Origin of the sequence: Streptomyces sp. NPDC058671 (genome assembly GCF_042716475.1) — a bacterium.
Classification (GTDB): domain Bacteria; phylum Actinomycetota; class Actinomycetes; order Streptomycetales; family Streptomycetaceae; genus Streptomyces.
Map to the genome: position 1 here is coordinate 76,458 of NZ_JBHXSA010000005.1, position 23,034 is coordinate 99,491.

Annotated in this window: 19 protein-coding genes; 8 read left to right on the forward strand and 11 right to left on the reverse strand. The window is 70.1% G+C overall.

Annotated elements, in window-relative coordinates:
• Positions 1 to 37 precede the first annotated feature (37 nt).
• The 3 genes from ACFWV2_RS08160 to ACFWV2_RS08170 all read right to left on the reverse strand — a co-directional run bounded on the left by ACFWV2_RS08160 (position 38) and on the right by ACFWV2_RS08170 (position 2,569).
• Positions 38 to 1,099: an ArsO family NAD(P)H-dependent flavin-containing monooxygenase gene (locus tag ACFWV2_RS08160; protein WP_384403492.1), complete on the reverse strand. Its 1,062-nt coding sequence runs from the start codon at positions 1,097 to 1,099 to the stop codon at positions 38 to 40.
• 79 nt (positions 1,100 to 1,178) lie between these two features.
• Entirely contained in the window at positions 1,179 to 2,264 is a 1,086-nt protein-coding gene (gene arsB / locus ACFWV2_RS08165) for an ACR3 family arsenite efflux transporter (RefSeq protein WP_384403495.1), read from the reverse strand.
• Positions 2,261 to 2,569: an ArsR/SmtB family transcription factor gene (locus tag ACFWV2_RS08170; RefSeq protein ID WP_384403498.1), complete on the reverse strand. Its 309-nt coding sequence runs from the start codon at positions 2,567 to 2,569 to the stop codon at positions 2,261 to 2,263. Before ACFWV2_RS08170 ends, arsB begins: the two co-directional genes overlap by 4 nt.
• A gap of 91 nt (positions 2,570 to 2,660) precedes the next feature.
• Here ACFWV2_RS08170 and ACFWV2_RS08175 point away from each other — a divergent pair, with 91 nt between their 5' ends.
• Positions 2,661 to 3,074 (forward strand): arsenate reductase ArsC, encoded by a 414-nt coding sequence (locus ACFWV2_RS08175; RefSeq protein WP_384403501.1) that lies wholly within the window; start codon positions 2,661 to 2,663, stop codon positions 3,072 to 3,074.
• A 408-nt stretch (positions 3,075 to 3,482) separates the two neighbouring features.
• Here the strand turns inward: ACFWV2_RS08175 and ACFWV2_RS08180 are convergent, their stop codons facing one another.
• Positions 3,483 to 4,310 carry a hemolysin III family protein gene (locus ACFWV2_RS08180; protein WP_384404007.1) on the reverse strand — a complete coding sequence of 276 codons (828 nt, stop codon included), beginning with the start codon at positions 4,308 to 4,310 and terminating at the stop codon, positions 3,483 to 3,485.
• A gap of 225 nt (positions 4,311 to 4,535) precedes the next feature.
• Between ACFWV2_RS08180 and ACFWV2_RS08185 the strand changes: the two genes are divergently transcribed.
• Together ACFWV2_RS08185 and ACFWV2_RS08190 are read left to right on the forward strand one after the other, a co-directional pair.
• Positions 4,536 to 5,096, forward strand: coding sequence for a hypothetical protein (locus ACFWV2_RS08185; protein ID WP_384403504.1), 561 nt, complete (start codon positions 4,536 to 4,538; stop codon positions 5,094 to 5,096).
• Between the two features lie 6 nt (positions 5,097 to 5,102).
• On the forward strand, positions 5,103 to 5,321 hold the full coding sequence (locus ACFWV2_RS08190; protein ID WP_384403507.1) for a hypothetical protein: 219 nt from the start codon (positions 5,103 to 5,105) through the stop codon (positions 5,319 to 5,321).
• Positions 5,322 to 5,522: 201 nt separating this feature from the next.
• Here ACFWV2_RS08190 and ACFWV2_RS08195 read toward each other — a convergent pair whose 3' ends face one another.
• Positions 5,523 to 5,726 (reverse strand): cold-shock protein, encoded by a 204-nt coding sequence (locus tag ACFWV2_RS08195; RefSeq protein WP_004986771.1) that lies wholly within the window; start codon positions 5,724 to 5,726, stop codon positions 5,523 to 5,525.
• 489 nt (positions 5,727 to 6,215) lie between these two features.
• Here ACFWV2_RS08195 and ACFWV2_RS08200 point away from each other — a divergent pair, with 489 nt between their 5' ends.
• Complete coding sequence (locus tag ACFWV2_RS08200; RefSeq protein WP_384403510.1) at positions 6,216 to 6,764, forward strand: tellurite resistance TerB family protein; 549 nt, start codon at positions 6,216 to 6,218, stop codon at positions 6,762 to 6,764.
• A 381-nt stretch (positions 6,765 to 7,145) separates the two neighbouring features.
• Here ACFWV2_RS08200 and ACFWV2_RS08205 read toward each other — a convergent pair whose 3' ends face one another.
• Positions 7,146 to 8,381 (reverse strand): amidohydrolase family protein, encoded by a 1,236-nt coding sequence (locus tag ACFWV2_RS08205; protein ID WP_384404010.1) that lies wholly within the window; start codon positions 8,379 to 8,381, stop codon positions 7,146 to 7,148.
• A 93-nt stretch (positions 8,382 to 8,474) separates the two neighbouring features.
• Between ACFWV2_RS08205 and ACFWV2_RS08210 the strand changes: the two genes are divergently transcribed.
• Positions 8,475 to 8,939 carry a MarR family winged helix-turn-helix transcriptional regulator gene (locus tag ACFWV2_RS08210; RefSeq protein WP_384403513.1) on the forward strand — a complete coding sequence of 155 codons (465 nt, stop codon included), beginning with the start codon at positions 8,475 to 8,477 and terminating at the stop codon, positions 8,937 to 8,939.
• Positions 8,940 to 9,091: 152 nt separating this feature from the next.
• Here ACFWV2_RS08210 and ACFWV2_RS08215 read toward each other — a convergent pair whose 3' ends face one another.
• On the reverse strand, positions 9,092 to 9,433 hold the full coding sequence (locus ACFWV2_RS08215; protein WP_384403516.1) for a beta/gamma crystallin domain-containing protein: 342 nt from the start codon (positions 9,431 to 9,433) through the stop codon (positions 9,092 to 9,094).
• Between the two features lie 310 nt (positions 9,434 to 9,743).
• On the reverse strand, positions 9,744 to 10,895 hold the full coding sequence (locus ACFWV2_RS08220; RefSeq protein WP_384403519.1) for a serine hydrolase domain-containing protein: 1,152 nt from the start codon (positions 10,893 to 10,895) through the stop codon (positions 9,744 to 9,746).
• Between the two features lie 509 nt (positions 10,896 to 11,404).
• Here ACFWV2_RS08220 and ACFWV2_RS08225 point away from each other — a divergent pair.
• Positions 11,405 to 14,518 carry a BTAD domain-containing putative transcriptional regulator gene (locus ACFWV2_RS08225; protein ID WP_384403522.1) on the forward strand — a complete coding sequence of 1,038 codons (3,114 nt, stop codon included), beginning with the start codon at positions 11,405 to 11,407 and terminating at the stop codon, positions 14,516 to 14,518.
• 363 nt (positions 14,519 to 14,881) lie between these two features.
• Here ACFWV2_RS08225 and ACFWV2_RS08230 read toward each other — a convergent pair whose 3' ends face one another.
• The 3 genes from ACFWV2_RS08230 to ACFWV2_RS08240 all read right to left on the reverse strand — a co-directional run bounded on the left by ACFWV2_RS08230 (position 14,882) and on the right by ACFWV2_RS08240 (position 18,324).
• Positions 14,882 to 15,715 carry an alpha/beta fold hydrolase gene (locus ACFWV2_RS08230; RefSeq protein ID WP_384403525.1) on the reverse strand — a complete coding sequence of 278 codons (834 nt, stop codon included), beginning with the start codon at positions 15,713 to 15,715 and terminating at the stop codon, positions 14,882 to 14,884.
• Positions 15,716 to 16,024: 309 nt separating this feature from the next.
• The gene (locus ACFWV2_RS08235; RefSeq protein ID WP_384403528.1) at positions 16,025 to 16,861 is read right to left on the reverse strand and encodes an alpha/beta fold hydrolase; all 837 of its coding nucleotides are present in this window, start codon (positions 16,859 to 16,861) and stop codon (positions 16,025 to 16,027) included.
• Positions 16,862 to 17,448: 587 nt separating this feature from the next.
• A complete protein-coding gene (locus tag ACFWV2_RS08240; protein ID WP_384403531.1) occupies positions 17,449 to 18,324 on the reverse strand; it encodes an SGNH/GDSL hydrolase family protein in 876 nt (291 codons plus the stop codon).
• Positions 18,325 to 18,876: 552 nt separating this feature from the next.
• On the opposite strand from ACFWV2_RS08240, the gene ACFWV2_RS08245 reads away from it, so the two are divergent.
• Positions 18,877 to 22,029: a BTAD domain-containing putative transcriptional regulator gene (locus tag ACFWV2_RS08245; RefSeq protein WP_384403535.1), complete on the forward strand. Its 3,153-nt coding sequence runs from the start codon at positions 18,877 to 18,879 to the stop codon at positions 22,027 to 22,029.
• A gap of 422 nt (positions 22,030 to 22,451) precedes the next feature.
• Positions 22,452 to 23,021: a sigma-70 family RNA polymerase sigma factor gene (locus tag ACFWV2_RS08250; protein ID WP_384403538.1), complete on the forward strand. Its 570-nt coding sequence runs from the start codon at positions 22,452 to 22,454 to the stop codon at positions 23,019 to 23,021.
• Positions 23,022 to 23,034 lie beyond the last annotated feature (13 nt).

Sequence of the window (23,034 nt, forward strand, 5' to 3'; positions counted from 1 at the left end):
GCCGCTCCCCCGTCCCGCCGGCGGAGGCCACGGTGCGTCAGCGCGGGCCGAGGAGCTCCACGATGGCCCGGGCGGCGTCGCGGGCGGGGCGGCCGACCCCGATGAGGGTGGCCGAGGCGGGGCCGGTCCAGTCGCCGTAGCCGAGGAGGTGGAGCCGGGGTTCCCCGAGCGCCTGGGTGCCCGCGGTGGGGATGTGGCCGCGCGGGCCCCGCAGGCCGAGCGGCGCGAGGTGCGAGAGCGCGGGGCGGAAGCCTGTGCACCAGACGATCGCGTCCGCGTCGGCGCGGGTGCCGTCGGCCCACTCGACGCCGGTACGGGTGAGGCGGCGGAACATCGGCTGCGCCTTGAGGAGTCCGGCGTCGCGGGCTTCGCGCACGGGGGGCACGGCGACGATGTCACCGAGCGAGGCGACGCCCCCGGTGTCGGTACGGCCCTCGTCGAGGGCGCGGCGGCGGGCCGTGGCGTGGTCGAAGAGGGCGCGCCCGTCGATGTCGTCGGCGAGGAAGCGGGCCGGGCGCCGGGTGACCCAGGTGAGGTCGGTGGCGTGGGCGAGGTCGGCGGCGATCTGCGCGCCGGAGTTCCCGCCGCCGACGACCAGGACCTTCCGTCCGGCGACGTCGGCGGGGCTGCGGTACTGCACCGTGTGGAGCTGAGCGCCCTCGAACTCCGTACGGCCGGGGACGGCGGGCACGAACGGACGCCACCAGGTGCCGGTCGCGCTGATGACCGTACGACCCCGCCACGTACCGGCGTCCCCCTCCACCCGCAGGAACTCGCCGTCGGGGCGGACCGCCTCGACCCGTACGGGGCGGATGACGGGGAGTTCGTACCGCTGCTCGTAGGCGGCGAGGTAGGCGACGACGTGCGCCGCGTCCGGGTACGTCTGCCCCGGCTGCGGCGGCATCAGCCGGCCCGGCAGCGAGGAGTACGCGGCCGGGGAGAAGAGGTGCAGGGAGTCCCAGGCGTGCTGCCAGGCCCCGCCGGGCACGGCCTGGGCGTCGAGGACGACGAACTCCAGGCCGAGGCGGCGCAGGTGGTAGGCGGCCGCGAGTCCGGCCTGGCCGCCGCCGATGACGACGACGTCGAGTGGCCTGTGCATGGCCCGGCTCTCCCTTCTCTTCTCGGAACGGCGGCCCCGCCCCGTCGGGGGGCTGGGCCGCCGTGCGTCACGTGCTGGTTTACTGCCTGGCCGCGGCGAACTTCTTGCGCCAGGCCAGCGACACGTAGACCAGCGCGACGAGGACCGGTACCTCGATCAGCGGGCCGACGACACCGGAGAGCGCCTGGCCGGAGGTCACGCCGAAGGTGGCGATGGCGACGGCGATGGCGAGCTCGAAGTTGTTGCCGGCGGCCGTGAAGGCGAGGGTGGCCGTGCGGTCGTAGTTCAGGCCGATCGCCTTGCCGAGCAGGAAGGTGCCGAACCACATCACCGCGAAGTACACGAGCAGCGGGAGCGCGATCCGCACGACGTCCAGCGGTTGCGAGGTGATGGTCCTCCCCTGGAGGGCGAAGAGAATGACGATCGTGAAGAGCAGGCCGTAGAGGGCCCAGGGGCCGATCTTCGGCAGGAACGTCGCCTCGTACGACTCGCGGCCCATCTTCTTCTCGCCGATACGGCGGGTGAGGAAGCCGGCTACCAGCGGGACACCGAGGAAGATGACGACGTTCAGCGCGATCTTCCCCATCGAGATGTCGAGGTGCTCACCCTCGCCGAGGCCCAGCCAGCCGGGCAGCAGGTCGAGGTAGAACCAGCCGAGCACGCCGAAGGCGATGACCTGGAAGACCGAGTTCAGGGCGACCAGGACGGCGGCGGCTTCGCGGTCGCCGCAGGCGAGGTCGTTCCAGATGATCACCATGGCGATGCAGCGGGCGAGGCCGACGATGATCAGGCCGGTGCGGTACTCGGGCAGGTCGGGGAGGAAGATCCAGGCCAGGGCGAACATGAGCGCCGGACCGAGGATCCAGTTGATGACCAGGGAGGAGATCATCAGCCTGCGGTCGCCGGTGACGGCGTCCAGCTTGTCGTACCGGACCTTGGCCAGCACCGGATACATCATGATCAGCAGGCCGACGGCGATCGGGAGCGAGATGCCGCCGATCTCGACCTTGGCGAGCGTGTCGTTCAGCCCGGGGATCAGCCGGCCCAGACCCAGGCCGAGACCCATGGCCAGGAGGATCCAGACGGCGAGAAATCGGTCAAGCGTCGACAGCTTCGCGACGACCGAGGGCTCCTCGGCCGGGGCGGGCGCTTGGGTGGGGGTCACGGACAGGCCCTCTTGTTCTCGGCAGCGGTACGGGCGGACTCGGCCAGATCGGCGAACTGGCCGGCAAGCGCGGCGATGACGTCCGGGCGGAGCTTGTAGTACGTGAAGCGCCCGCACGGTTCGGTCTCGACGACCCCGGCCTCGCGCAGCACTCTCAGGTGGTTGGAGAGGTTGGTCTGCTTGGCACCGGTCTCCTCGACGAGGTGGGTGGTGCAGAGCGTCTCGCGGGCGAGCAGGGTCACGATCCGCAGGCGCAGGGGATCGCCCAGCACTCGCATCAACTCAGTGTCGACTGACGTCATCATGTACTGATACTGTCACATCAGTGGTGGATGACACCACCGGGTGCTGATTTCACTCGTGCCTGATGTCGTCGTGAGACAAGAGAGACCTGTCGTGCCCGAGAAGCCCTCCGTCCTGTTCGTCTGCGTCCACAACGCCGGCCGTTCGCAGATGGCCGCCGCGTGGCTGTCGCACCTGGCCGGGGACCGCGTCGAGGTCCGTTCCGCCGGTTCCGCCCCCGCCGACCGGGTCAACCCCGCAGCCGTCGAGGCGATGCGCGAGGTCGGCATCGACATCACCGCCGAGAGCCCGAAGATCCTCACCGTCGACGCGGTCAAGGCGTCCGACGTCTGCATCACCATGGGCTGCGGTGACACCTGCCCCGTCTTCCCGGGCAAGCGGTACCTCGACTGGACACTGGAGGACCCGGCGGGCCAGGGTGTCGAGGCCGTACGCCCGATCCGCGACGAGATCAAGAAGCTCGTGGAGGGCCTGATCGAGGAGATCGCCCCGGAGAAGACCCTCTGAGCTGGGCGTGCAGGCGCGGAAGCCCGGTGCCGAACCGGCGCGCGTCCGGGCCGGCCGTGCGGTCGGCGGGATCCGCGAGGTGGTCATGACCGGCTGGTGGCCCGCGCGCACGTGGCGGATGCCCCGTCGGATCCCGCCCGCCGGTCACCCCGCCACCCTCACACGGCCCGCGCGCCACTCGACCCGCTGCTCTCGGGCAGCTCGCCCGGCACCCACCCGCCCAGGGGGATGAACGCCGGCCTGCGGCGGGGCGGCGGGCCGGCCTCGACCGTCACGAACGCGGGCTGGTCGTGGCCCTTGGCCGCCCGCCGAGCCGAGACGGGTCGGGCGACCGCGGAGGCATCGCGCCACGCACGGAAGGTGCTGGAGGCGGTCTCCGTCGATCCGGGAGGGCGAGCGCCGTCGCGTTCAGTACGCGGCCAGGGAGATGGCGATGTAGTGCGCGGTGAAGGCCGCCACGGTCAGGGCGTGGAACACCTCGTGGAAGCCGAACCAGCGGGGCGAGGGGTCGGGGCGCTGGAGGGCGTAGACGACCGCGCCCGCGCTGTAGAGGAGACCGCCGGCCACGATCAGGACGAGTACGGCCGCTCCGCCGGCGTGCAGGAAGTCCGGCAGATAGCGCGCCGGCGCCCACCCCAGGGCCAGGTAGCACGGGGTGTACAGCCAGCGGGGAGCTGTGACCCAGAGGACCCGGAACGCGACGCCCGCCAACGCCCCCGTCCACACGATCCACAGCAGCATGGACCGCTGCCCCGGCGGGAGGAGGAGTACGGCAAGGGGCGTGCAGGTACCGGCGATGATGAGGAAGATGTTGGCGTGGTCGAGGCGCCGCAGCAGAGCCTCACCGAGCGTCCCCCAGGTGCCGCGGTGGTAGATGGCGCTCGTGGTGAACAGCAGCCCGGCGGTGACCGCGTACACGGCGCAGGCCAGGGCCGCCTGCGGGGTGCGCGCCAGGCAGACGAGCACGATGCCCGCGATGAGCACGGCGGGGACCATGCCGGCGTGGAGCCAGCCACGCAACCTGGGCTTGATCGGTTCGGCCAGGTCGGCCGCCCGCTCCAGCAGAGCGGCGACCGGGTGCGCGTTCTCCTCCGCGTCGTCACCTTGCGGTCCGGGGGGCAGCCGGTCTTCACGACCCTCTCCACGCGCCGACGTGACGTGGACGCGTGGGGCATCGGCGACGTCGCGGGACGCGGCCTCTCGCCCGCCCTGGGGCTCCTGGGCCTCACCAGTCATCATGCGATCATGCTAGGAGACCTCACCCGGGCAGCATCCAGGGGACCGGGAGTCGAGAACCAGGCGCATGTCGCCGGGACGGGCAGGTCCGCCGCCGTGTGAACTCCGGCCCCGCGTGATCCCCCACCGATTCGAGGCGGCCGGAGCCGAGTAGATCGGCCGGTCATGGGAACGATCAGGGCTTACGAACGGGCATTCCCGCTCGCCTACGCGCAAGGATCGCCGATGCTCCCTGAGGTCCGCCCCCATGTGTCCGCCACGCTCGCGCACCAGCTGGAACGCCAATGGGGCCTGGCCCCGCAGCTCGAAGCCGGTCAACTCGACGTGGAGCGCGTCGGCGGCATCGCCGTCGTCGCAGCCGCCCACTCCGAAGGCTATGCGGCCACCGGCCACATCCTCGGGCTGCTGGCCGCGCTGCCTGCCCCCACCAAAGCGGGAGAACGTTTCTGGTCGGACCTGTGGAGGTCTTCGGGCACCGCGTACCTGCTTCCCGGCAACATCAAGGCACTGGTGCTGCGCTCCTTGGCGGGAGAAGGAACGCCCTTGGCCCGCCAGATCCTCTCCGCCGTCGACGAGATGACCCCGCCCCAACGGGTCGCAGCCGGAGAGGTGATCGGTCAGGCCCTCGCCGAGTCCGACCATTTCCCCGACCTCAAGGAACAGGTCATCGGAGAGCTGTGGCTCCGAGATCTCGAACTCACCGCCTGGCGCGTCCTGCACGCGGACCGCGGGTCGGACGATCCCGCTGCGCGGAAGGCCTTCCTCGACGCGTGGTCGAGCGTCTGAACGTGCATGACCCCGTCGAGCCTCTGGCGGGGAAGCCAGTGGGTGCACGCGGTCCGTACGGACGACCAGGACGTCCACGTCGCGCGGCGACCCCGCCTGCCGAGTTCGGCCGACAGCTGCTCGGACCATGTCGAGATCGACGAAGCCCTCGACGGCGGGCAGCGCAGGGTGATCGTCCCGGGGAGCGCGAACTCCTCGCCCATCGAGGAATTCCCGCAACGTTGAGCAGCTCGGAGAATGAAAAGTACGGACCGACGACGAACAGGCATATCCGGCCGGACCGAAATCAACGCGGACCCATGTACCGGAACAGGTAACGCGGGAGATACGTAGAAGCCGGCCGTCGAACCGCACCCGGAAATGCCCAAGCAGCTGGGGCCCGCACCCCGAAGGATGCGAGCCCCAGCTACAGAGTGCGCGTCAGCGTCAGGCCGGAACGATGTTCTCGGCCGTCGGGCCCTTCTGGCCCTGCGCGATGTCGAACGAGACCTTCTGGCCTTCGAGCAGCTCACGGAAGCCCTGAGCGGCAATGTTCGAGTAGTGGGCGAACACGTCAGCGCCGCCACCGTCCTGCTCGATGAAGCCGAAGCCCTTTTCCGCGTTGAACCACTTCACGGTACCAGTAGCCATGTCAATTCTCCTTTGGGGCAGTACATCGGAATCCGCACTGCGCGGACACCGTGTCGCCGCGATGATCACCCCGCCGGAAAAGACCGGACATACGAAAGTGCTCCCACCGGCAGAAACCGAGTGGGGGCACCTGAAGTTTCGGGAACCACAACTGCAACTGAGATCGACAGTAGCACGTCGGGACGGGATGCGTATGTCGGACAATTCAACTCCGACCGTTGCTGTAATAACTCTCACCGCACGGGCCGCTGAACTCTCCCCTCGCGAACGCAATTATTGCCACACCGCAGCGCGACGTTCGGGAGGAATGTCAGGCGCGGTACCGATGGGGGCCAGGATCCCGCCGACCCGCCGAGGGAGCGGCAGGATCAACCACTCCCGCAGCAGAGGGTCGCATTTTGCGGAACCTTTGCCTGGGAGCGGCCGTTGGTCAGGTGAACGCGCGAGCGGAATCGCGACCGACTCAGTGGAATGCCGAGGTTGACGTCGATGGCAATGTGGGACCGGCTCAAGGAACAGGCTCAGACTCTGCAGCAGGGCCAGCGCGGGCACGGCGCGACCCCCGGACCGAGCCGCGGCGCACGGTCGGGCGGTGGTCCCCGCGCCCAGCTGGTGAGTGCGTTGAAGACGCAGCTCGGCTCCCTCAAGACCGAGCTGAAGAGCGGCGCGTACCGGGACGCGAGCATGGCGATGTGCGCCCTGGTCGCGGCTGCGGACGGTCATGTGGACCCCGCCGAGCGGCAGCATGTGGAGTCGATGATCCTCAGCAACGAGGTGCTGCAGAACTTCCCGCCGGAGCAGTTGCGCCAGCGCTTCAACAAGCACGTGGACCAGCTGACGCACAACTTCCAGCAGGGCAAGGCCGAGGCACTGCAGGACATCGCCAAGACCGCCAAGAAGCCGACGGAGGCGAGGGCGGTGATCCAGACCGGCATCGTCGTCGCCGGGGCCGACGGCGATGTCTCCCAGCCCGAGCAGATGATCATCCGCGAAGCCTGCGCGGTGCTGGGATTGTCTCCCGCCGAGTTCCAGCTCTGACCAGTCCGCGGCCCGGACCCGAGGAGACTGACGCCGGGTCACACCGGACGAGCCGGACGGCAGTCCGGTGACCCGAAGGAAAGCCAGGAGGGGCTCCTGAGTCAGGAGCCCCTCAAGTACGGCTCGCGGAGATCACGCGAGAACGAGCGTCATCGACTACCCGAGTTCACCGCGACGGAAGGCGTCCCCTGCCAGAGGGGGCGGCGTCTTCGCCGCCCTGCGATTGCGGGATGAAGGGGACCGACAGGATCTGGACGGCGGTGCCGGTGCACTCCATGGCCTCCGGCGTGATTTCGGCGCTCCACGGCGCGTCGGCGCCGGGGGCGGGCTGTTCCCGGCCGGGGGGCCCTTCGGGGCCCGGCCCTGGATCTGACGGGGGGATCAGGCGGCCAGGCGGGTGCCGCGGCGCCACACCGCGCGGGTGTTGAGGGTGTCGGTGATGGTGGTCGTGGGGTCGCCGTCGACCAGGAGCAGGTCGGCGCGCAGGCCATCGGCGATCCGGCCGCGGTCGGAGAGGTGGAAGCGGCGGGCGGTCGTGGCGGTGGCGGCGCGCAAGGCGGCTGCGGGGGTCAGACCGGCTTCGACGAGGTGCTGCAGTTCCTGGTGGACACTGGCGCCGGGGGCGAGGCCGCCGAGGAACGGCATGGGCTGGGAAACGTCGGTGCCCACCAACAGGTCCACCCCGGCGTCGGCGAGGGCCTTGACGCTGTCCAGGACATCCTGGAGCTTGCCCTGGGGATAGTGGCCGAAGCAGGAGCGCAAGGTGGCGTCCCACGCGGCGTCCAGGCGGGAGGCCACCCGCGGGTCGTCGGCCAGTTCACTGCCGGTGACGCCCATCATGGAGGCGTTCAGCACGGTGCACGGCACGACGAACATGCCCGCGTCCTTGATCAGTGTGACGATCTCGTCGGTGGGAGGTTCGACGAACAGGTGGGCAAGACCGTCGATACCCGCCTCGATCGCCATGCGGGTGGCGTCGATGGTCAGTGCGTGGGCGACGGTCAGCGCGCCGTGCTTCTTCGCCGCGGCGACGCCGGCGTTCAAGGTGGCCTGGTCGAGCATGGGCAGGCCTGGGCGCCCCTCGACGCTGCCGTCGTCGATCATGAACTTGATGTAGTCCGAGCCGTGGGCAATCAGCTGCGGAATCGAGGCCGCCGCGGCCTCGGGGCTGGTGGCGTCGGGGTGGTAGGGCGGCTCGCCCCGGTCCTCGCCACCCGGGCCGCCTCCGGCGAGCCTGCCCGGGTGGAAGCCCTTCGGGAACAGTTCACTGGGGTGCCCGCCGGGCGGGGTCAGGGCGAAGCCCGAGGAGCGCACGTCGGCGACAGAGTCGTCCTCGCTGATCGCGCCGCGCCGGTTGCGGGTGTTGGCGCCCTGCATCTCCAGTTCGGTGGTGACGCCGAACTGAAGGGCCAGTGCGAGGGAGTCGCGGTCGGTGTGGACGTGCGCGTCGATCAGGCCGGGCAGCAGTGTCGCCCCGGCCCCGTCGACGACCTCGGCCTCGGCCGGGGCCTGGCCGCCGACCTGGACGATCCTGCCCCCTTGAATGACAACGGTGGTGACGCCGAGCGGCTTCTCCCCGTCGAAGACCTGCGCGCCGGTGATGGCGGTGGTGCTCATGGCCATGCCTCGCTTCTACTGGACTACAGATCCATACCTTAAGTCATATGAATGCAGTAAGCATATCGATCGTGTGTGTCGTAGATTTGAGGCGTGAAGAGCCAAGAACAACCTGTCCCCGCCGACGACGACTCGCTCCTCGACAACGTGGGGCCGGCGCTGTCCCGGCTGCGTAGGCAGGTCGGGTCAGGACGTGGGGACCTGACCCGCAACATCGTCCTGAACGTGGTCGGCGACGCAGCGGGCCGGATCACAGTGGGCGGCGTCGCCGACAAGATGGGCGTCGCCCAGCCCGTCGCCAGCCGCGCCATCGCCGCATGCATAGCGGAGGGCCTGCTTCGCCGCGTCGCCTCCCAGCAGGACGGCCGCAGCAGCCGGCTCGAACTCACCGCCGAGGGAGAATCGGCACGCAGGGCCTACGCCAGTGAGCAGCGTCTCGCCTTCGAGGAGATCACCGCTCACTGGAGCAGTGCGGACCGCTTGCAGTTCGCGCGCTTCCTCACCAGATACGGCCAGGACGCAAGCGCCTGGACAGCCCGCGGCAAGCCGGAAGGCTGATCCGACCGCTCAACGACGGCTGTCGACGCTCGAAGCGACCTCGTCGCGGTCCGCCACTCCTCCAGCTGGTTCCTCTTCCCCACCGCACCGGCGTTTCTGACTGCCCTGTCAACAACGCTGGTGCCCATACATCTGATTCGCGGCTGCGGGCGCTACCAGATCCTGATCTTCGTGATCTTGTGGATGGGCTCACCGGGGACGTTGCCGAAATGCCACTTTTCCAGGGTCGCGCTGGTTGCCGGCGCGCCCAGCCTCGGCACGTACTCCAACGTGACCCTGTTGTCTCCGGTCCAGATCTGATCCACGCCGTAGATCGCCACGCTCTGCACGCCCGCGTTGGCGAAGCAGAGGGAGCCGCCTGCGTTGTGAAGGGACAGCAGACCCAATCCATTGCAGTCGGTGCGGTTGATGGCGTACGCCGACGAAGCGGGCAGCACAACGGCCATGGCTCCGGCCGCCGCGACTACCCCGAGGCGTGCGATGAAGCGTTTCACTGGTTAGTCGTTCCTTCCATGAGGGTGCGGTGCCGCCGGGGGCCACGGCGCACGGCGGCATCGCAGGGACGCACACGCGTCCAATCAGCGCAACGTAGGGAAAGGCGGTCCGGTTCACCACTTGAGCACCCTTCTTCGGACCTGGTCGCGGTCTCCCTCCGCGTCTGTCGGCCCCTCACCCGAGGGCGCGTCTCCACGCTCCCCGCGGAGCGCCGGAACCAGTCGCGCCCCGCCGGCCGGATGCCGCCTGCCCACTCCACCCCGAGGGTCCTGAGCGTCTCGGGAACCGCCGCCTCACCTGTTCCTGAAGTCAGCAGGCGGTGGAGTCCAGGACTTCGTAGACATGCCTGATGTAGTCGTGGGTGCGCTCCGAGCCGAGGATTCCGTCGCCCAGCCGGTTCATCGTGTACGAGAACGTGACGCGCCGGTCGAGATCCATCATGACGATCGAACCGCCCCGGCCGACCCAGAAGCAGACCCTTCCGGTGGGCATGTGCGGCATCGTCCTCGCATCGGCGAGCGCGAAGCCGATGCCCCAGCGCACGGGAACACCCAGGAACAGGTCGACCCCGTCCGCCTGTACGTCGAGGACCTTCTCCACCGTCTCCTCTGAAATGAGCCGGAGGCCGTTCACCTGGCCTCGTCGGGAGATCACGGAGAGGGCACGGGCCATGCCTCGTGCGTTGCCGTGGCCGTTGACCGCGCCGAGTTCGGCACGGCGCCACTGCGGCGTGTCGACATGCTCGTCCCTGGCGGGACTTCCGAGCAAGGTCTTGATGAAGATTCCCTCTGGATCGAGACCGGCGGGCATCCCGGAGAGCTGCGCCGGGGCCACCAGCTCGGCGATGCGCGGCCAGTCGGCCTGCCGCGCACCGATCTGGACGTCGGCCAGCGACGGCCTGGCGATCTCCGTGTCGACGAAATCGGTCAGGGTACGGCCGCTGACCCGCCGGACGAGCTCTCCCACGAGCTGCCCCTGGGTCTGCACGTGATAGCCCGAGGCACTGCCCGGCTCCCACCAGGGCGCCTGCGCGGCCAGCCGGGCGCTGGCGGTAGGCCAGTCGTACAGATCGTCCATGGTGAACGGCTGCTGCCATCCGGACAGCCCCGAGGTGTGCGCCAGGACGTGCCGCACCTCGATGTCCTGCTTGCCCTGAGCAGCGAATTCGGGCCAGTAGTGCGCGACCGGGCGGTAGAGATCCAGTGCCCCCCTGTCGACGAGGACGAGGGCCGCCAGACTGCTCAGGGTCTTGGTGGTCGACCAGAGGTTGACCAGCGTGTCCTGGTGCCACGGGACGGTTCGCGCTTCGTCGGCGTGCCCGCCCCACAGATCGACTTCCATGACGCCGTCGACATCCACGGCGATCGACGCCCCCAGTTCCTCGCCTGCCTCCAGGTGCGCTGCCAGTGCCGCTCGGACCGGTTCGAACCGGGCGGTACTCGTTCCTTCGACATGGACCATGTTCTCTCTCCACTCCTGATGCCGGCCGTTCGATCACTCAAACGGAGCGGATGTCAGGCTGGTTCACGCGTCGTCGCAGGTGAGGGACGTCTGTCTGGAAGCACCTGTGGCAGGACGGCGCCTGCGGAGAGGTGGTGATTCCGGCGCTCGCCTCAGGATGGACCTGTCGCGGACCGCCTCACGCACATCGTGTGCAGCACTCCACGGTCGGGGCTCCACCTCGACGAGGAAGCCGTCCAGCGCATGGCCGCCTCCGAAGGGATCACGCCGATCGGCGTCCTGCTAATGTCCCGTGTGGTATGCGGGAGGGGACGACGGGGTCCCCACCGCCCCGATCACCTGAGCAGCGCTCATCTCGGCGGCTGGGTCACCGCGACGAGGATCGCGTCGCGGGTCCGGTTTTCGTCACAGCGGGAGCGGGTCGCCCTCATGTCGGCTGGTCATGGTCATGCATGTGCTTCCGATGGTGGCGTCGGCAAGCGGGATTCCGGATGAGTACGGTGGCAGGCGTGGGACAGGATCTCGACTTCGGACTGCTGGGTCCGCTGGTGGTACGGCGGGCGGGGGCGATACTCGATCCGGGCCGGCGTCGACAGCGGCTGCTGCTGATCCGCCTGCTGCTCGCCGACGGTCGGGCGGTCGCTCCGCAGACGCTGTGCGAGGAACTGTGGCCGCCACAGCCGGGCCGGACACCGGACGGAGCGATGGGCTCCCTGCACGCCCATGTCAGCAAGGTACGTGCGGTCCTGGAACCCCGGCACCTGCGCCGGAAGGGCACCTGCGAGGTGCTGGTCACCGAGCCCTTGGGCTATGCCCTGCGGGTGCCGCCCGAGAGCCGTGACACCGTGCGCTTCGAGCGGGCCCTTGCCCGGGCGCGCCGGTTCATGGACCAGGGCCGGCCCGAACACGTTGCGGAAGAGGCGCGAACAGCCTTGGAGATGTGGCGCGGCCCCGTGTTCGCCGACGCCGCGCACCACCTGTTCGCCGTCAACGAGGCGGCACGTCTAGAAGAATTGCGCCAGGCCGCCCGTGAGATCCGTGCCACTGCCCTGCTCCTGCAAGGGCGGATCGTCGAGGCCCTGGACGCGGCGCAGGAGATGACCGCGGAGCATCCTCTGCGGGAACCCGGCTGGGTCCTGCTGCTGCGCGCCTTGTACCTGGCAGGCCGGCACCCCGAAGCGCTTCAGCGCTACACCGACCTGCGCCGGCACCTCGCCGAGGAGCTCGGTCTCGAACCTGGCCCGACTCTGCGCGCCCTGCACCACGGCATCCTCCACCACGACCTGCCGCCCTTTCGCCCAGCCGATGAGCTGAGCAGGTTCGGCGTGGCATCCGTATCCGGAGGGAGGACCGGACACGGGCGCGATCCGCTTGGGCCGAGCGCGTCCGGAACGCCGGAGGTGGACGCGTCCGTGGGTCCGGCCGAGGACGAACCGTCCGACGCCGCCGATCGGTCCGATGCGAGTCGCGACCCGGCGGCGGATGTCGAGGGAACCACGCCGCCGCCCCGAACCCGTCCGGCACAACTGCCACGCAGCTTGACGGTTTTCGCGGGGCGGGAGGCCGAGGGTGCATGGCTGTCGGCCGTGAGCGGTGTGCCGACCCGGTCCGGAAAGACCGCTGCCTCTGCCGTCGTCATCAGCGGGGCTCCCGGGGTCGGCAAGACCACCTTCGCCGTCCACCACGCCCATCGCGTAGCCTCCTCTTTCCCCGACGGGCAGCTTTTCGTCGACCTGTGCGGTTTCCACCCCCACGCACCCGCCGTCGAACCCGGCAACGCTCTGCACGGCTTCCTGACCGCCCTCGGCGTTCCCGCCCAGCGCATCCCGGAGGACACCCCGGGCCGCAGCACGCTCTTCCGCAGCCTCCTCGCCGACCGGCAGGTCCTCGTCGTCCTGGACAACGCCCGCGACGAGCAACAAGTGCGCTCTCTGCTCCCCGGGGGAGCGGGCTGCTTCACGCTGATCACCAGCCGCAACCAGCTTCCCGGGCTGATCACCACAGATGGCGCCCGGCCCCTCGCCCTCCCTCTGCCCTCACAGGCGGAGGCCCACCAAGCCCTCGAACGACGCCTGGGCACCGACCGAGTGGCCGCCGAGCCCGCCGCCACGGCCGACATCATCCGCCTGTGCGGACGGCTTCCCCTGGCCATGGCGGTGGTCGCCGCCCGCGCCGAACTCGATCCGTCCTTCCCCCTTCACGCCATCGTCGAGGACCTGCGGGACACCGAGGGCCTGGACGCGTTCACCGGCCCCGACTCCACCACCGACGTACGCGCCGTCTTCTCCTGGTCCTACCGATCCCTGGACGAGCCCACCGCCCGGCTCCTGCGCCTCCTGGCCCTGCACCCCGGCCCCCACATCACCGCCCCCGCCGCCGCGAGCCTCGCCGATCTGCCCCTCGTCCGAACCCGCCGCGCGCTCGCCGGCCTGGTCAGCTCATGCCTCGTGGAGCAACCGCTGCCCGGCCGCTACGGCCTGCACGACCTGCTGCGCGGCTACGCCACCGAACTCGTCCACGCCCACGACACCGTCCAGGAACGCCACCAGGCCACCCTCCGGATCCTGGACCACTACATGTTCACCGCCCACGAGGCGAACCAGCTCCTCAAGCAGGACACGCCGCCCGACCTCGACCTCGGTGCACCCGGCCCGGGCGTCACCCCGGAGAGCCTCACCACCGTCGGGCAGGCGACCCGATGGCTCACCACCGAACACCGGGTGCTGACCGGCCTCCTCCACACCGCCGTCGGCCAGGGGCTGGACCACCACACCACCGGCTTGGCCTGGTCGCTCAAGGAACATCTCAACCGCCAGGAATTCTGGCCCGAAGCCATCACCGCGCTGACCCCCGCCCTCGAAGTGGCCCGACGCCAGAACAACCGCCTCGAAGAAGGCCGTTGCCTGCGCCACCTCGGCCACATCCACGGCTATCTCGGCCACCAGGAGCAAGCCCTTCACCACCTGCGACGTGCCGTCACGATCTTCGAAGAGCTCGACGCGACCGGTGAACAGGCCCGAGCCCACTACGTCATGGCGTGTGTGCTGTTCCTGTTCGGCCGGATCCAGGAGGCCGTGGCGTTCTCCGAACGGGGGCTGGAGCTGTCCCGGGAGACAGGTGAGGAGTTGTGGCTGGCCGAGTGCCTCATGGAGCTCGCCTGGTTCCACTCCAACCTCGGGCAGCTTGAGAAGAGCCTTCTGTACAGCGAGGAGGGCATCGCCTTGTTCCAGCGCCTGGGCGCGCCGTGGCAACTGGCCCAGGCCTGGGACATCCTGGGCCACACCCTCCGCATGCTCGGCCGTTACGAGGAATCGGTGGCCACCTACCAGCGGGCGACACGGGCGTTCGAGGAGCTGGGCGACCACAGGAACGCCATCGGCTCACTGATGCGGCTGGGTGACACCCGGCTGGCGCTGGGCGACCGGGAAGGCGCGCGGGCGAACTGGGTTCAGGCCCTCGAAAGCGCCGACGAGCGTGCCATGTCCCACAGCGCCCAGCAGGTCCGTGACCGGCTCACCGCCCTGGACATGGACGCGGACCCCGCACCCGCCGTGCCGGAGAGAGCGGCCGCCCGTCACGGTCACAAGCTTCCGACTCCGAGAAGTGGGCATCCTGCGGCTTAGAACTCCGGCAAGGGTGGTTCAGCGAATGGCCGCCCTTTCCTCCGACGGCGCGGGGGCGGTGGACCTCCCCGTCGGGACGTTCGGGAGTGATCGCACGTCGTGGCGTGAGGCTTCTTCCGTCGCCCCGGACGGTTGCGGCTGCCGAGCGGCCCGTCCGGGGCGCCGTCTGGTTTCACACCGGAGTCCGTCCCGGGACGCCTTCGGGGGGAGCCTGTATGCGGCTCCATCGGCGCGGTGTTCACCGTGGTGTGTCCTTCTTCTCCGGATGCGGCGGGCGTTCAAGACGGCGCCCGGTCACCGCTCGACGGTGACGGGGCGCGTGAGGGGCGCCGTCCGGCCGGTGAGGGGCCGGCCTCTCCGCCCCTACTTGGCGAGGAAGGCGAGGAGGGCGTCGGTGACCTCCTGGGCGTGGGTCCACAGCAGGCCGTGCGGGGCACCCTCGACGACGACGTAGTCGGCCTGCGGGAGCGCCTTGTGGAAGAGCTCGCCGGTGGCTTCGATGGGCAGGATGCGGTCGGCGGTGCCGTGCAGGATCAGTGCCGGCACGTCGATCTTCCTTATGTCGGCACGGAAGTCGGTGGTCCACGTGGAGACGCAGGCCAGCGAGGCGTACCAGGAGGCGCCGGCTGCCACGTTCCAGCTGTTGCGGACGGCCTCCTCGCTGATCCGGGTGCCGAGGTTCTCGTCCAGGTTGTAGAAGTCCTGGTAGAACGCGCTGAAGTAGGCGTACCGGTCGGCGGTGACGTCCTGCTCGATGCCCTCGAAGACGCTCCCGTCGACACCCTCGGGGTTGTCGTCGGTCTTGAGGAGGAACGGCTCCAGCGAGGCGAGGAAGGCGGCCTTGGCGACCCGGGCGGAGCCGTAGGTGCCGAGGTAGCGGCCGACTTCGCCAGTGCCCATGGAGAACCCGACGAGGACGGCGTCGTGGAGGTCGAGGGTCTCCATGACGGTGTTCAGGTCGGCGGCGAAGGTGTCGTAGTCGTAGCCGGTGGTGGGCTGGCTGGAGCGGCCGAATCCGCGCCGGTCGTAGGTGATGACCCGGTGACCGGCCTCCAGCAGGGCCGCGGCCTGCTTCTCCCAGGAGTGGCCGTCGAGCGGGTAGCCGTGGATCAGCACGACCGGCTGCCCGGTGCCGTGGTCCTCGTAGTAGAGGTCGATGGTGGTGGAGTTCTCCTGGCCGACGGTGATGAACGGCATGGTTGTTGCTGCCTCTCGTTGTGTGTTGTGGTGCGGGATGGTGGTTCGGGTACGGACGGAGGTCGGTGCGGGCCGCGACTTCGGGTGACCGGCGTCGCAGCCGCCAGCCTGGAAACGGTGACGGGGTGGGCGCGGTTCACGGTCTGGCCGAGAAGGGATTACTGACGCGGCCGGAAGGCAAGGCGCATCAGTGACCTCTTGGGGGGACAGATCCGCAACGGACGCCGGCGGAACGCGCACCCGACCGCGTATTCCGCTTGCGGAAGCACCTGCCGGAACGACTCCTCTGCCCGGATCGGCAGGTACCGGTCAGCGGACCGTACGAGCTGCCTTCTCCACGATGCGGGCGACGGCGTCGGGACGGGAGACAGACACCGCGTGCGAGGCGTCGATCTCAGTCGTACGGGCGTGCGCCCGGGCCGACATGAAGCGCTGGGCCGCCACGGGGATGTTCCGGTCCTCGGTGGTGACCAGCGACCAGGAGGGAATCGTCTTCCAGGCGGCACGGGTGGAGTTCTCCTCCAGCGCGGCGGCGGCGATCGGACGCTGCCCGGTCGCCATGAGCCTCGCCCTGTCCGCGGGGACGTCCGCGGCGAACTGCTGGTGGAACTTGTCCGGCTTGATGAAGACATCAGCTCCCGAAGCCCCGTCGGGGAGCGCGTAGTTCACCGGAGCGATGACCTGGCCGAGGGTGCTGCCGGGAAACTTGTTCGTCAGCCCCAGCGAGTTCTCGCCCGCGTCGGGCAGGAACGCGGCGATGTAGACGAGAGCCTTGACCTTTCCCTCCAGGCCCGTGGCGGCCTGGCTGATGACGGTGCCTCCGTAGGAATGCCCGACCAGGACCACCGGGCCGTCGATGTGCTCGACGACGCTGCGCAGGTAGGCGGCGTCGGTGGCCGGCCCGCGCAGCGGGTTGGCGGCGGCCACCACCGGGTAGCCGGCCCGCTGCAGCCGCTCGACGACCCCGTCCCAGCTGGAGGCGTCGGCGAACGCCCCGTGCTCCAGCACGATCGTCGGCCGGACCGGCTGGCGGGGCGTCGCGTCGGCCGTGCCGGGCAGGGTCACGGCCGTGACGGAAAGGCCCACGGCCGCGACGCCGAGCAGGGCGACCGGACGGGCGGGCCTGGTCGGTCGGGTGATGCGCATCTTCGATGTCCTTCTGTGTGAGGGCTGTCGCCCTGATGGAGCGGGGCCGGCAGGGCGAACCCGGCCGCGACGGGAAACACGGCACATCATTGAGCTTCAGCCAACTGCGTTGCGTACAAATAAAATTGGCGTGGAACCCCGTCCGGGCTGATCGGACGGTGGCGGCCCCGGGGGCTGAACGGCCCTGCCGCCCTGCCGGCTGCCGCCACAACAGCCGACAGGGCCGACGTCCGGTCAGGGCTCTCATGTGCCCGGACGTCACTGCTTCCTACGAGCAACCCCGTACCGCGGTTCACCGACGACGGTGACTTCGGCACCCGTTCCGGTCCGGGCGGTCACGGGGGAGAACTCCGCGGAGCAAGGGGCGCCCCTGCCCGGGCGGCACGGGCAGGGGACAGAGACATCAGGCGCCGGAGGTCGACGGGTGACGTCGAGTGTGGCCGCGCGGGGTACGGAGGCCGTCCGTCACCAGCACCCCGCCACCGCCTGCGGGACGGCCGTCACGGCCGCTCCTCAGGTACGGGCTCGGCGCCCATGTCCCGGTCTCCGGGGGCCGGAGTGTCGCTCCGGCCCCCGGAGGGCGGTGGCTACTTCTTGAGCCTCTCGTGCACCTCGACGGCTGTCATCAGGTGACCTATGGCGTTGGGGTGGGCGGAGCCGGACGTCCGCGGCAGCAGCGGGTTGATCCACTGTCCCGACGGGGGCCGGCACATGTCGTGGCCCCGGAACACCGAAGAGGTGTCGACGAACTCGGCCTGCCTCAGGAGGGCCGACATCTCCAGCATGAGGTTCAGCCGGTTCGTGGTCTGGTGGAGCCAGATGACGTCACCCTTGGCCAGCGGCACCGAGGAACCGCAGGCGCTCCCGTCGAGGGGGAACGGATTGGGGTAGCCGACCACGACGACACGCGCTCGGGGGCTGCGCCGCTTGATGTCGGTGAGCATGTCGGGCAGACGCGTGCTCAGCCTCGCGAAACCCGCGTCCACCTCCTTGGCCGCCACGTCCCGGCAGGGAGTTCCCTCCCGAGTGGTGAGACCGGCCAGGACGCACCTGGTGAGCACGTCGGAGAAGCCGAGGTCGTTGCCGCCGAGCGTGACGGTCACCAGGTCGGTGTCCTGGGTGAGGGCGTTGACCTGGGGTGCGGCCGCCCCCTCCTGGTTCCACAACGAGCGCGTGGTCGCTCCGCCGCACGTGACGTCCTTGAAGACGGAGGGCTTGTACGTCTCGGCGATCCACGCCGGGTAGCTTCCCGTGGAGCGCATGCACTTCGTGTCGGTCTGCTGGGGCAGACCCGTTCCTGCGGCGTAGGAGTCGCCGAGGGCCACGTAGTGCTTGACGGATCCCTGCCCGGAGAAACCGGACGCGGTGGCCGGAGCGGCCCCGGAGGCCAGCAGCGAGGCGGCGAGGGCGGCGGTCGCGGCCACCCCTCTGCGGAACTTCGAGTACGGGTGAGAACGGGTCATGAAGTCCCCTTGTGATGGAAAGAGGTCGCACGAGCCGACGGCCCGTCCTTGGGCACGCGACCCGCACGGACGTGTCTTTCGCCTCTACGTTCGCGGCACGCGCCGGGTTCAGGTCCGGCGAGCTCCCTCCGCCCGTACGCCCTTCTCCGCCAACAGCCACCCCTGGTAACGGTGGGCCCGGTGCCGTAGGCGCCACGGCCGGAGAGGGCGCCCGTCGCGGCGTTGGACCGTCCCGCCTCCACGCGGTCCCTGGAACCGGTCGACGCCCTGCTAATGTCCCATTTGGTAGGCGGGAGGTGGACGAGGGGGTCCTCCGTTCCGGTCACCCGCACCGCTCCTCCTTCCCCGTTCCGGTGGACTGCGCGTAAGCGGCAGCGGCCCTACGGGGCGTGGACGGGGAGGCGTTCGGCGCCGGTCGTCGCGCCCACGGCGCGTCTGTCCGCGCGAGCGGACCGGTGGCCCTCGCGGGAGCGGACCGATCATGCGCCTACGGACATGCGCGTGTGAGCAGTGCCGCCGTCGGGCGGCTCTTCCGGGGGTACGGTGACAGCTGTGGGGGAGTCGCTCGACTTCGCGGTGCTGGGTCCGCTGGTGGTGCGGCGGGCGGGCGCGGTGCTGGACACGGGGCGGCGCAGGCAGCGACTGCTGCTGATCCGGCTCCTGCTCGCCGAGGGCCATGCGGTCGCTCCCGAGACGCTGTGCGAGGAATTGTGGCCACAGCGGCCGGGACGGGCACCGGACGGAGCGATGGCGTCCCTGCACGCCCACGTCAGCAAGGTCCGCGCGATTCTGGAACCCCGGCATCTGCGCGGGCGGCGCTCGTTCGAAGTGCTGGTCACCGAGCCCCTGGGCTACGCCCTGCACATCCCGCCGGACAGCCGGGACACCGTACGCTTCGAGCGAGCCCTGGCCCAGGCGCGCCGGTCGATGGACCGGGGCCGGTCCTCGCGCGTCGTGGAGGAGACCGAAAGGGCTCTGGAGATGTGGCGCGGTGCCGCGCTCGCCGACGCCGCCCCCTATCTGTTCGCCACTCCTGAGGCCGCCCGCTTGGAGGAACTGCGACAGACCGCCCGGGAGCTCCGCACCACCGCCCTGCTCCTGGACGGACAGACGCAGAAGGCCGTGGACGCCGCGCGGGAACTGACGTCGCAGCACCCGTTGCGAGAGACCGGCTGGGATCTGCTGTTGCGTGCTCTGTACCTGGCCGGCAGGCACCCCGAGGCGCTACAGCGTTACACGGACCTGTGCAGACACCTCTCGGACGAACTCGGCCTCGAACCTGGGCCCTCACTGCGCGCCCTACACCACGGCATCCTCCGCCACGACCTGCCACCTCTGCGATCGACCGACGCGGCGAACACGACGGGCACGGCGACCGCCCTCGCGGGCAGCCGTAATTCGGGTCGTCCGGCCGGGGTCGAGGCCGTGGACGACCAGGACGAGACGGCATCCGCCGACGCCCTGCCGGCAGGCGCGGTCCACGATGTCACGCGGTCCGGGCCGACCACCGGTGTGACACCGTCCGGTACGAGGAGAGAACCGGTCGCGGGCGACGGCAGGAGCAGATCTCCACGGGCTGTCCGTCCGGCGCAGTTGCCCGGTGATCTGGCGGTGTTCGCGGGGCGGGAGACGGAAGGCGCCTGGCTGTCCGCCGTGAGCGGAGACCCAGGCCCGGCCGGTGCTCCCGTCGTCGTCATAGGCGGTGCTCCCGGTGTCGGCAAGACCACCTTCGCTGTCCACCATGCCCACCAGATCGCCTCCTCCTTCCCCGACGGACAGCTCTTCGTCAACCTGTGCGGGTTCCACCCCCACGCACCCGCCGTCGAACCCGGTGACGCCCTGCACGGCTTCCTCACCGCCCTCGGCGTCCCCGCCCAGGACATCCCCGAGGACACCCCCGGCCGCAGCACACTCTTCCGCAGCCTCCTCGCCGACCGACGGATCCTCCTCGTCCTGGACAACGCCCGCGACGAGCAACAAGTGCGCCCCCTGCTCCCCGGCGGAGCGGGCTGCCTCACACTGATCACCAGCCGCAACCGACTCACCGGCCTCATCGCGTCGGAAGGCGCCAAACCCCTCACCCTCGCACTGCCCTCACAGTCCGAGGCCCACGAGACGCTGGCACGCCGGCTGGGGACGGAACGGCTCGCCGCCGAACCCGCCGCCGTGGCCGACATCATCCGCCTGTGCGGACGACTGCCCCTGGCGCTGGCCGTGGCCGCCGCCCACGCCGAGTACGAACCCGCCTTCCCCCTCCGCACCATCGCCGACGACCTGCGGGCACACAGCGGCCTGGACGCGTTCGCCGCCTCCGACGCCACCACCGACGTCCGCACCGTGTTCTCCTGGTCCTACCGGTCCCTGGACGGATCCGCCGCACGCCTCTTCCGGCTCCTCGCCCTCCACCCCGGCCCCCACATCACCGCCCCGGCCGCCGCAGGCCTCACCGCACTCCCCCTCCACCGGACACGCCGTCTCCTCGCCGACCTGACCCGGTCCTGCCTCGTCGAACAGCCGCTGCCCGGCCGCTACACCCTCCACGACCTGCTGCGCGGCTACGCCACCGAACTCACCCACACCCACGACGACACCGACGAACGCCACGCAGCCACCCTCCGGGTCCTGGACCACCACATGTTCACGGCCTACGAAGCCAACCTGCTGTTCAAGCAGGACTCACTGCCCGGACTCGACCTCGGCTCCCCCGGCACGGGCGTCGTCCCTGAGACGTTCGCCACCATCGAACAGGCACGCCGATGGTTCACCGCCGAACACCGGGTACTGGCCGGCTTGCTGCAGACTGCCGTCAGCCAGAAGCTGGACCGCCGGGTCACCGGCCTCGCGTGGACGCTGAAGGAGCACCTGTGCCGCCAGGAGTACTGGCCCGAGGCGATCACCGCACTGACCCCCGCCCTGGAAGTGGCACAGCGCCAGGGCGACCGTTTGAAGGAGGCGCGCTGCCTGCGCGGCCTCGGCAGCATCCACATCGGTCTGGACCACCGGAGGCGGGCTCTGGATCACCTGGAACGCGCCTCCGCCCTCTTCGAGGAACTCGGCGTGGCCGGCGAACAGGTTCGCGCCCTGTTCGTGACGGCGATGGCACTGTTCCGGTTCGGCCGGCACCGGGAGGCGTTGGCTCCCGCCGAGCGAGGACTCGCGCTGGCCCGATCCACGGGGAACCGGCTGTGGACGGCCGAGTGCCTCAACGGGCTCTCCTGGCTGCACTCCAACCTGGGGCGGCCCGGGAGAGGCCTCGTGTACGGCGAGGAGGCCATCGCCCTCTACCAGCGCCTGGACGCCCCGTGGCAGGAGGCCCAGTGCTGGGACAGCGTGGGCTACGCCCTCCATCGGCTCGGCCGGTACGAGGAAGCGGCGGCCACCTACCGGCGGGCGCTGGACGCGTTCGAGGAACTGGAGGACCACAGGAACGTGGTCGGCTCGCTGATGCGACGGGGCGACACCCGTCTGGCCATGGGCGACCAGGAGGCCGCGCGCACGGACTGGGTCAGCGCGCTCGCCGACGCCGAACGGCAGGATCTGTCCCACAGCGCCCAGGAGATCCGGGACCGGCTCACCGCCCTGGACATGGCTGCGGGCTCCGTAACCGTCCCGCCGCAGAAGGGTGCCGGCAACCACAGGGCTTCGGCTCCGGCAGGCGCTGATCCTGCGCGCCGGTCGTCCGGGGCGGAGGATCAGCGGCGGTAGGAACTGCTTCCGTCCGAGCGCGGCGAGCCGTCGCTCCACCGGGTTCGGCCGGGAGGAGCCCGCCGGCGCGAAGTCCCGAGGGAAACCGGAAGACCGGTGTGTCCTCGCACGACCACCGGCCCTGGGCGGACGCACGGGACGCCATCGACGCCGAACTCGTCGGCTCGCGCCGTGAACGCCCTGCCCCGGTCCTTCTCGTCGGGTCCGGGAGCCCTGAGCGCCGTAGGCGCCGCAGAGCGCCCCCATCGGCGGACGCGACGGCGTGCCGAGAGCCGGCGGCATGGTCCGGCAAGCGGCGCGACAAGGAGACGACAAGGTTTGGCGAAGGGGTCCCGCCGAGTGTTGAGCCACTCCCCCGCGCAAGTGGGAGAGCACGCCACGGAACACTCGAACAGAATTGGGCACCACCCATGAACGGGACCATGGAGACGGGGACTGCCACCCTCGCTCCGACTCGGGCACACGCCCGGCACGTCGCTTCGGACACCGACTGCGACGCCTTCGTACGAGACATCTACGAGCAGTACGGCCCTCTGCTCGTCCGGTACGCCGCGCGGCTGCTGGACGGTGACTGGCACAGGGCGGAGGACGTCCTCCAGGAAACCGCGGCGCGCGCCTGGAAGCACGCCCGGTTCTTGAGCGCCCGCGGCGAACACATCCGGCCGTGGCTGTTCACCGTGGCCAGGAATCTGGTCATCGACCACCACCGGGCCCGGCAGGTACGGCCACTGGATCTGATGGCGGTCGAGGACCTGGACACCTCCTGGGACGGCACGGAGTCCACGATCACCTCCCACGCGGTGCTGGAGGCGATGCGGGAGCTGAAGGAGCAGCACCGGACCGTCATCCGCCTCATGTACTACCTGGAATGCAGCGTGGCCCAGGCGGCCGAGCACCTCGGCATCCCGCCCGGCACCGTCAAGAGCCGCGCCTTCTACGCCGTGCGGGCACTGCGCAAGGCCTTGGAGAGGCAAGGCGTGCTCGGCATGTAGTCACGGCACGGAC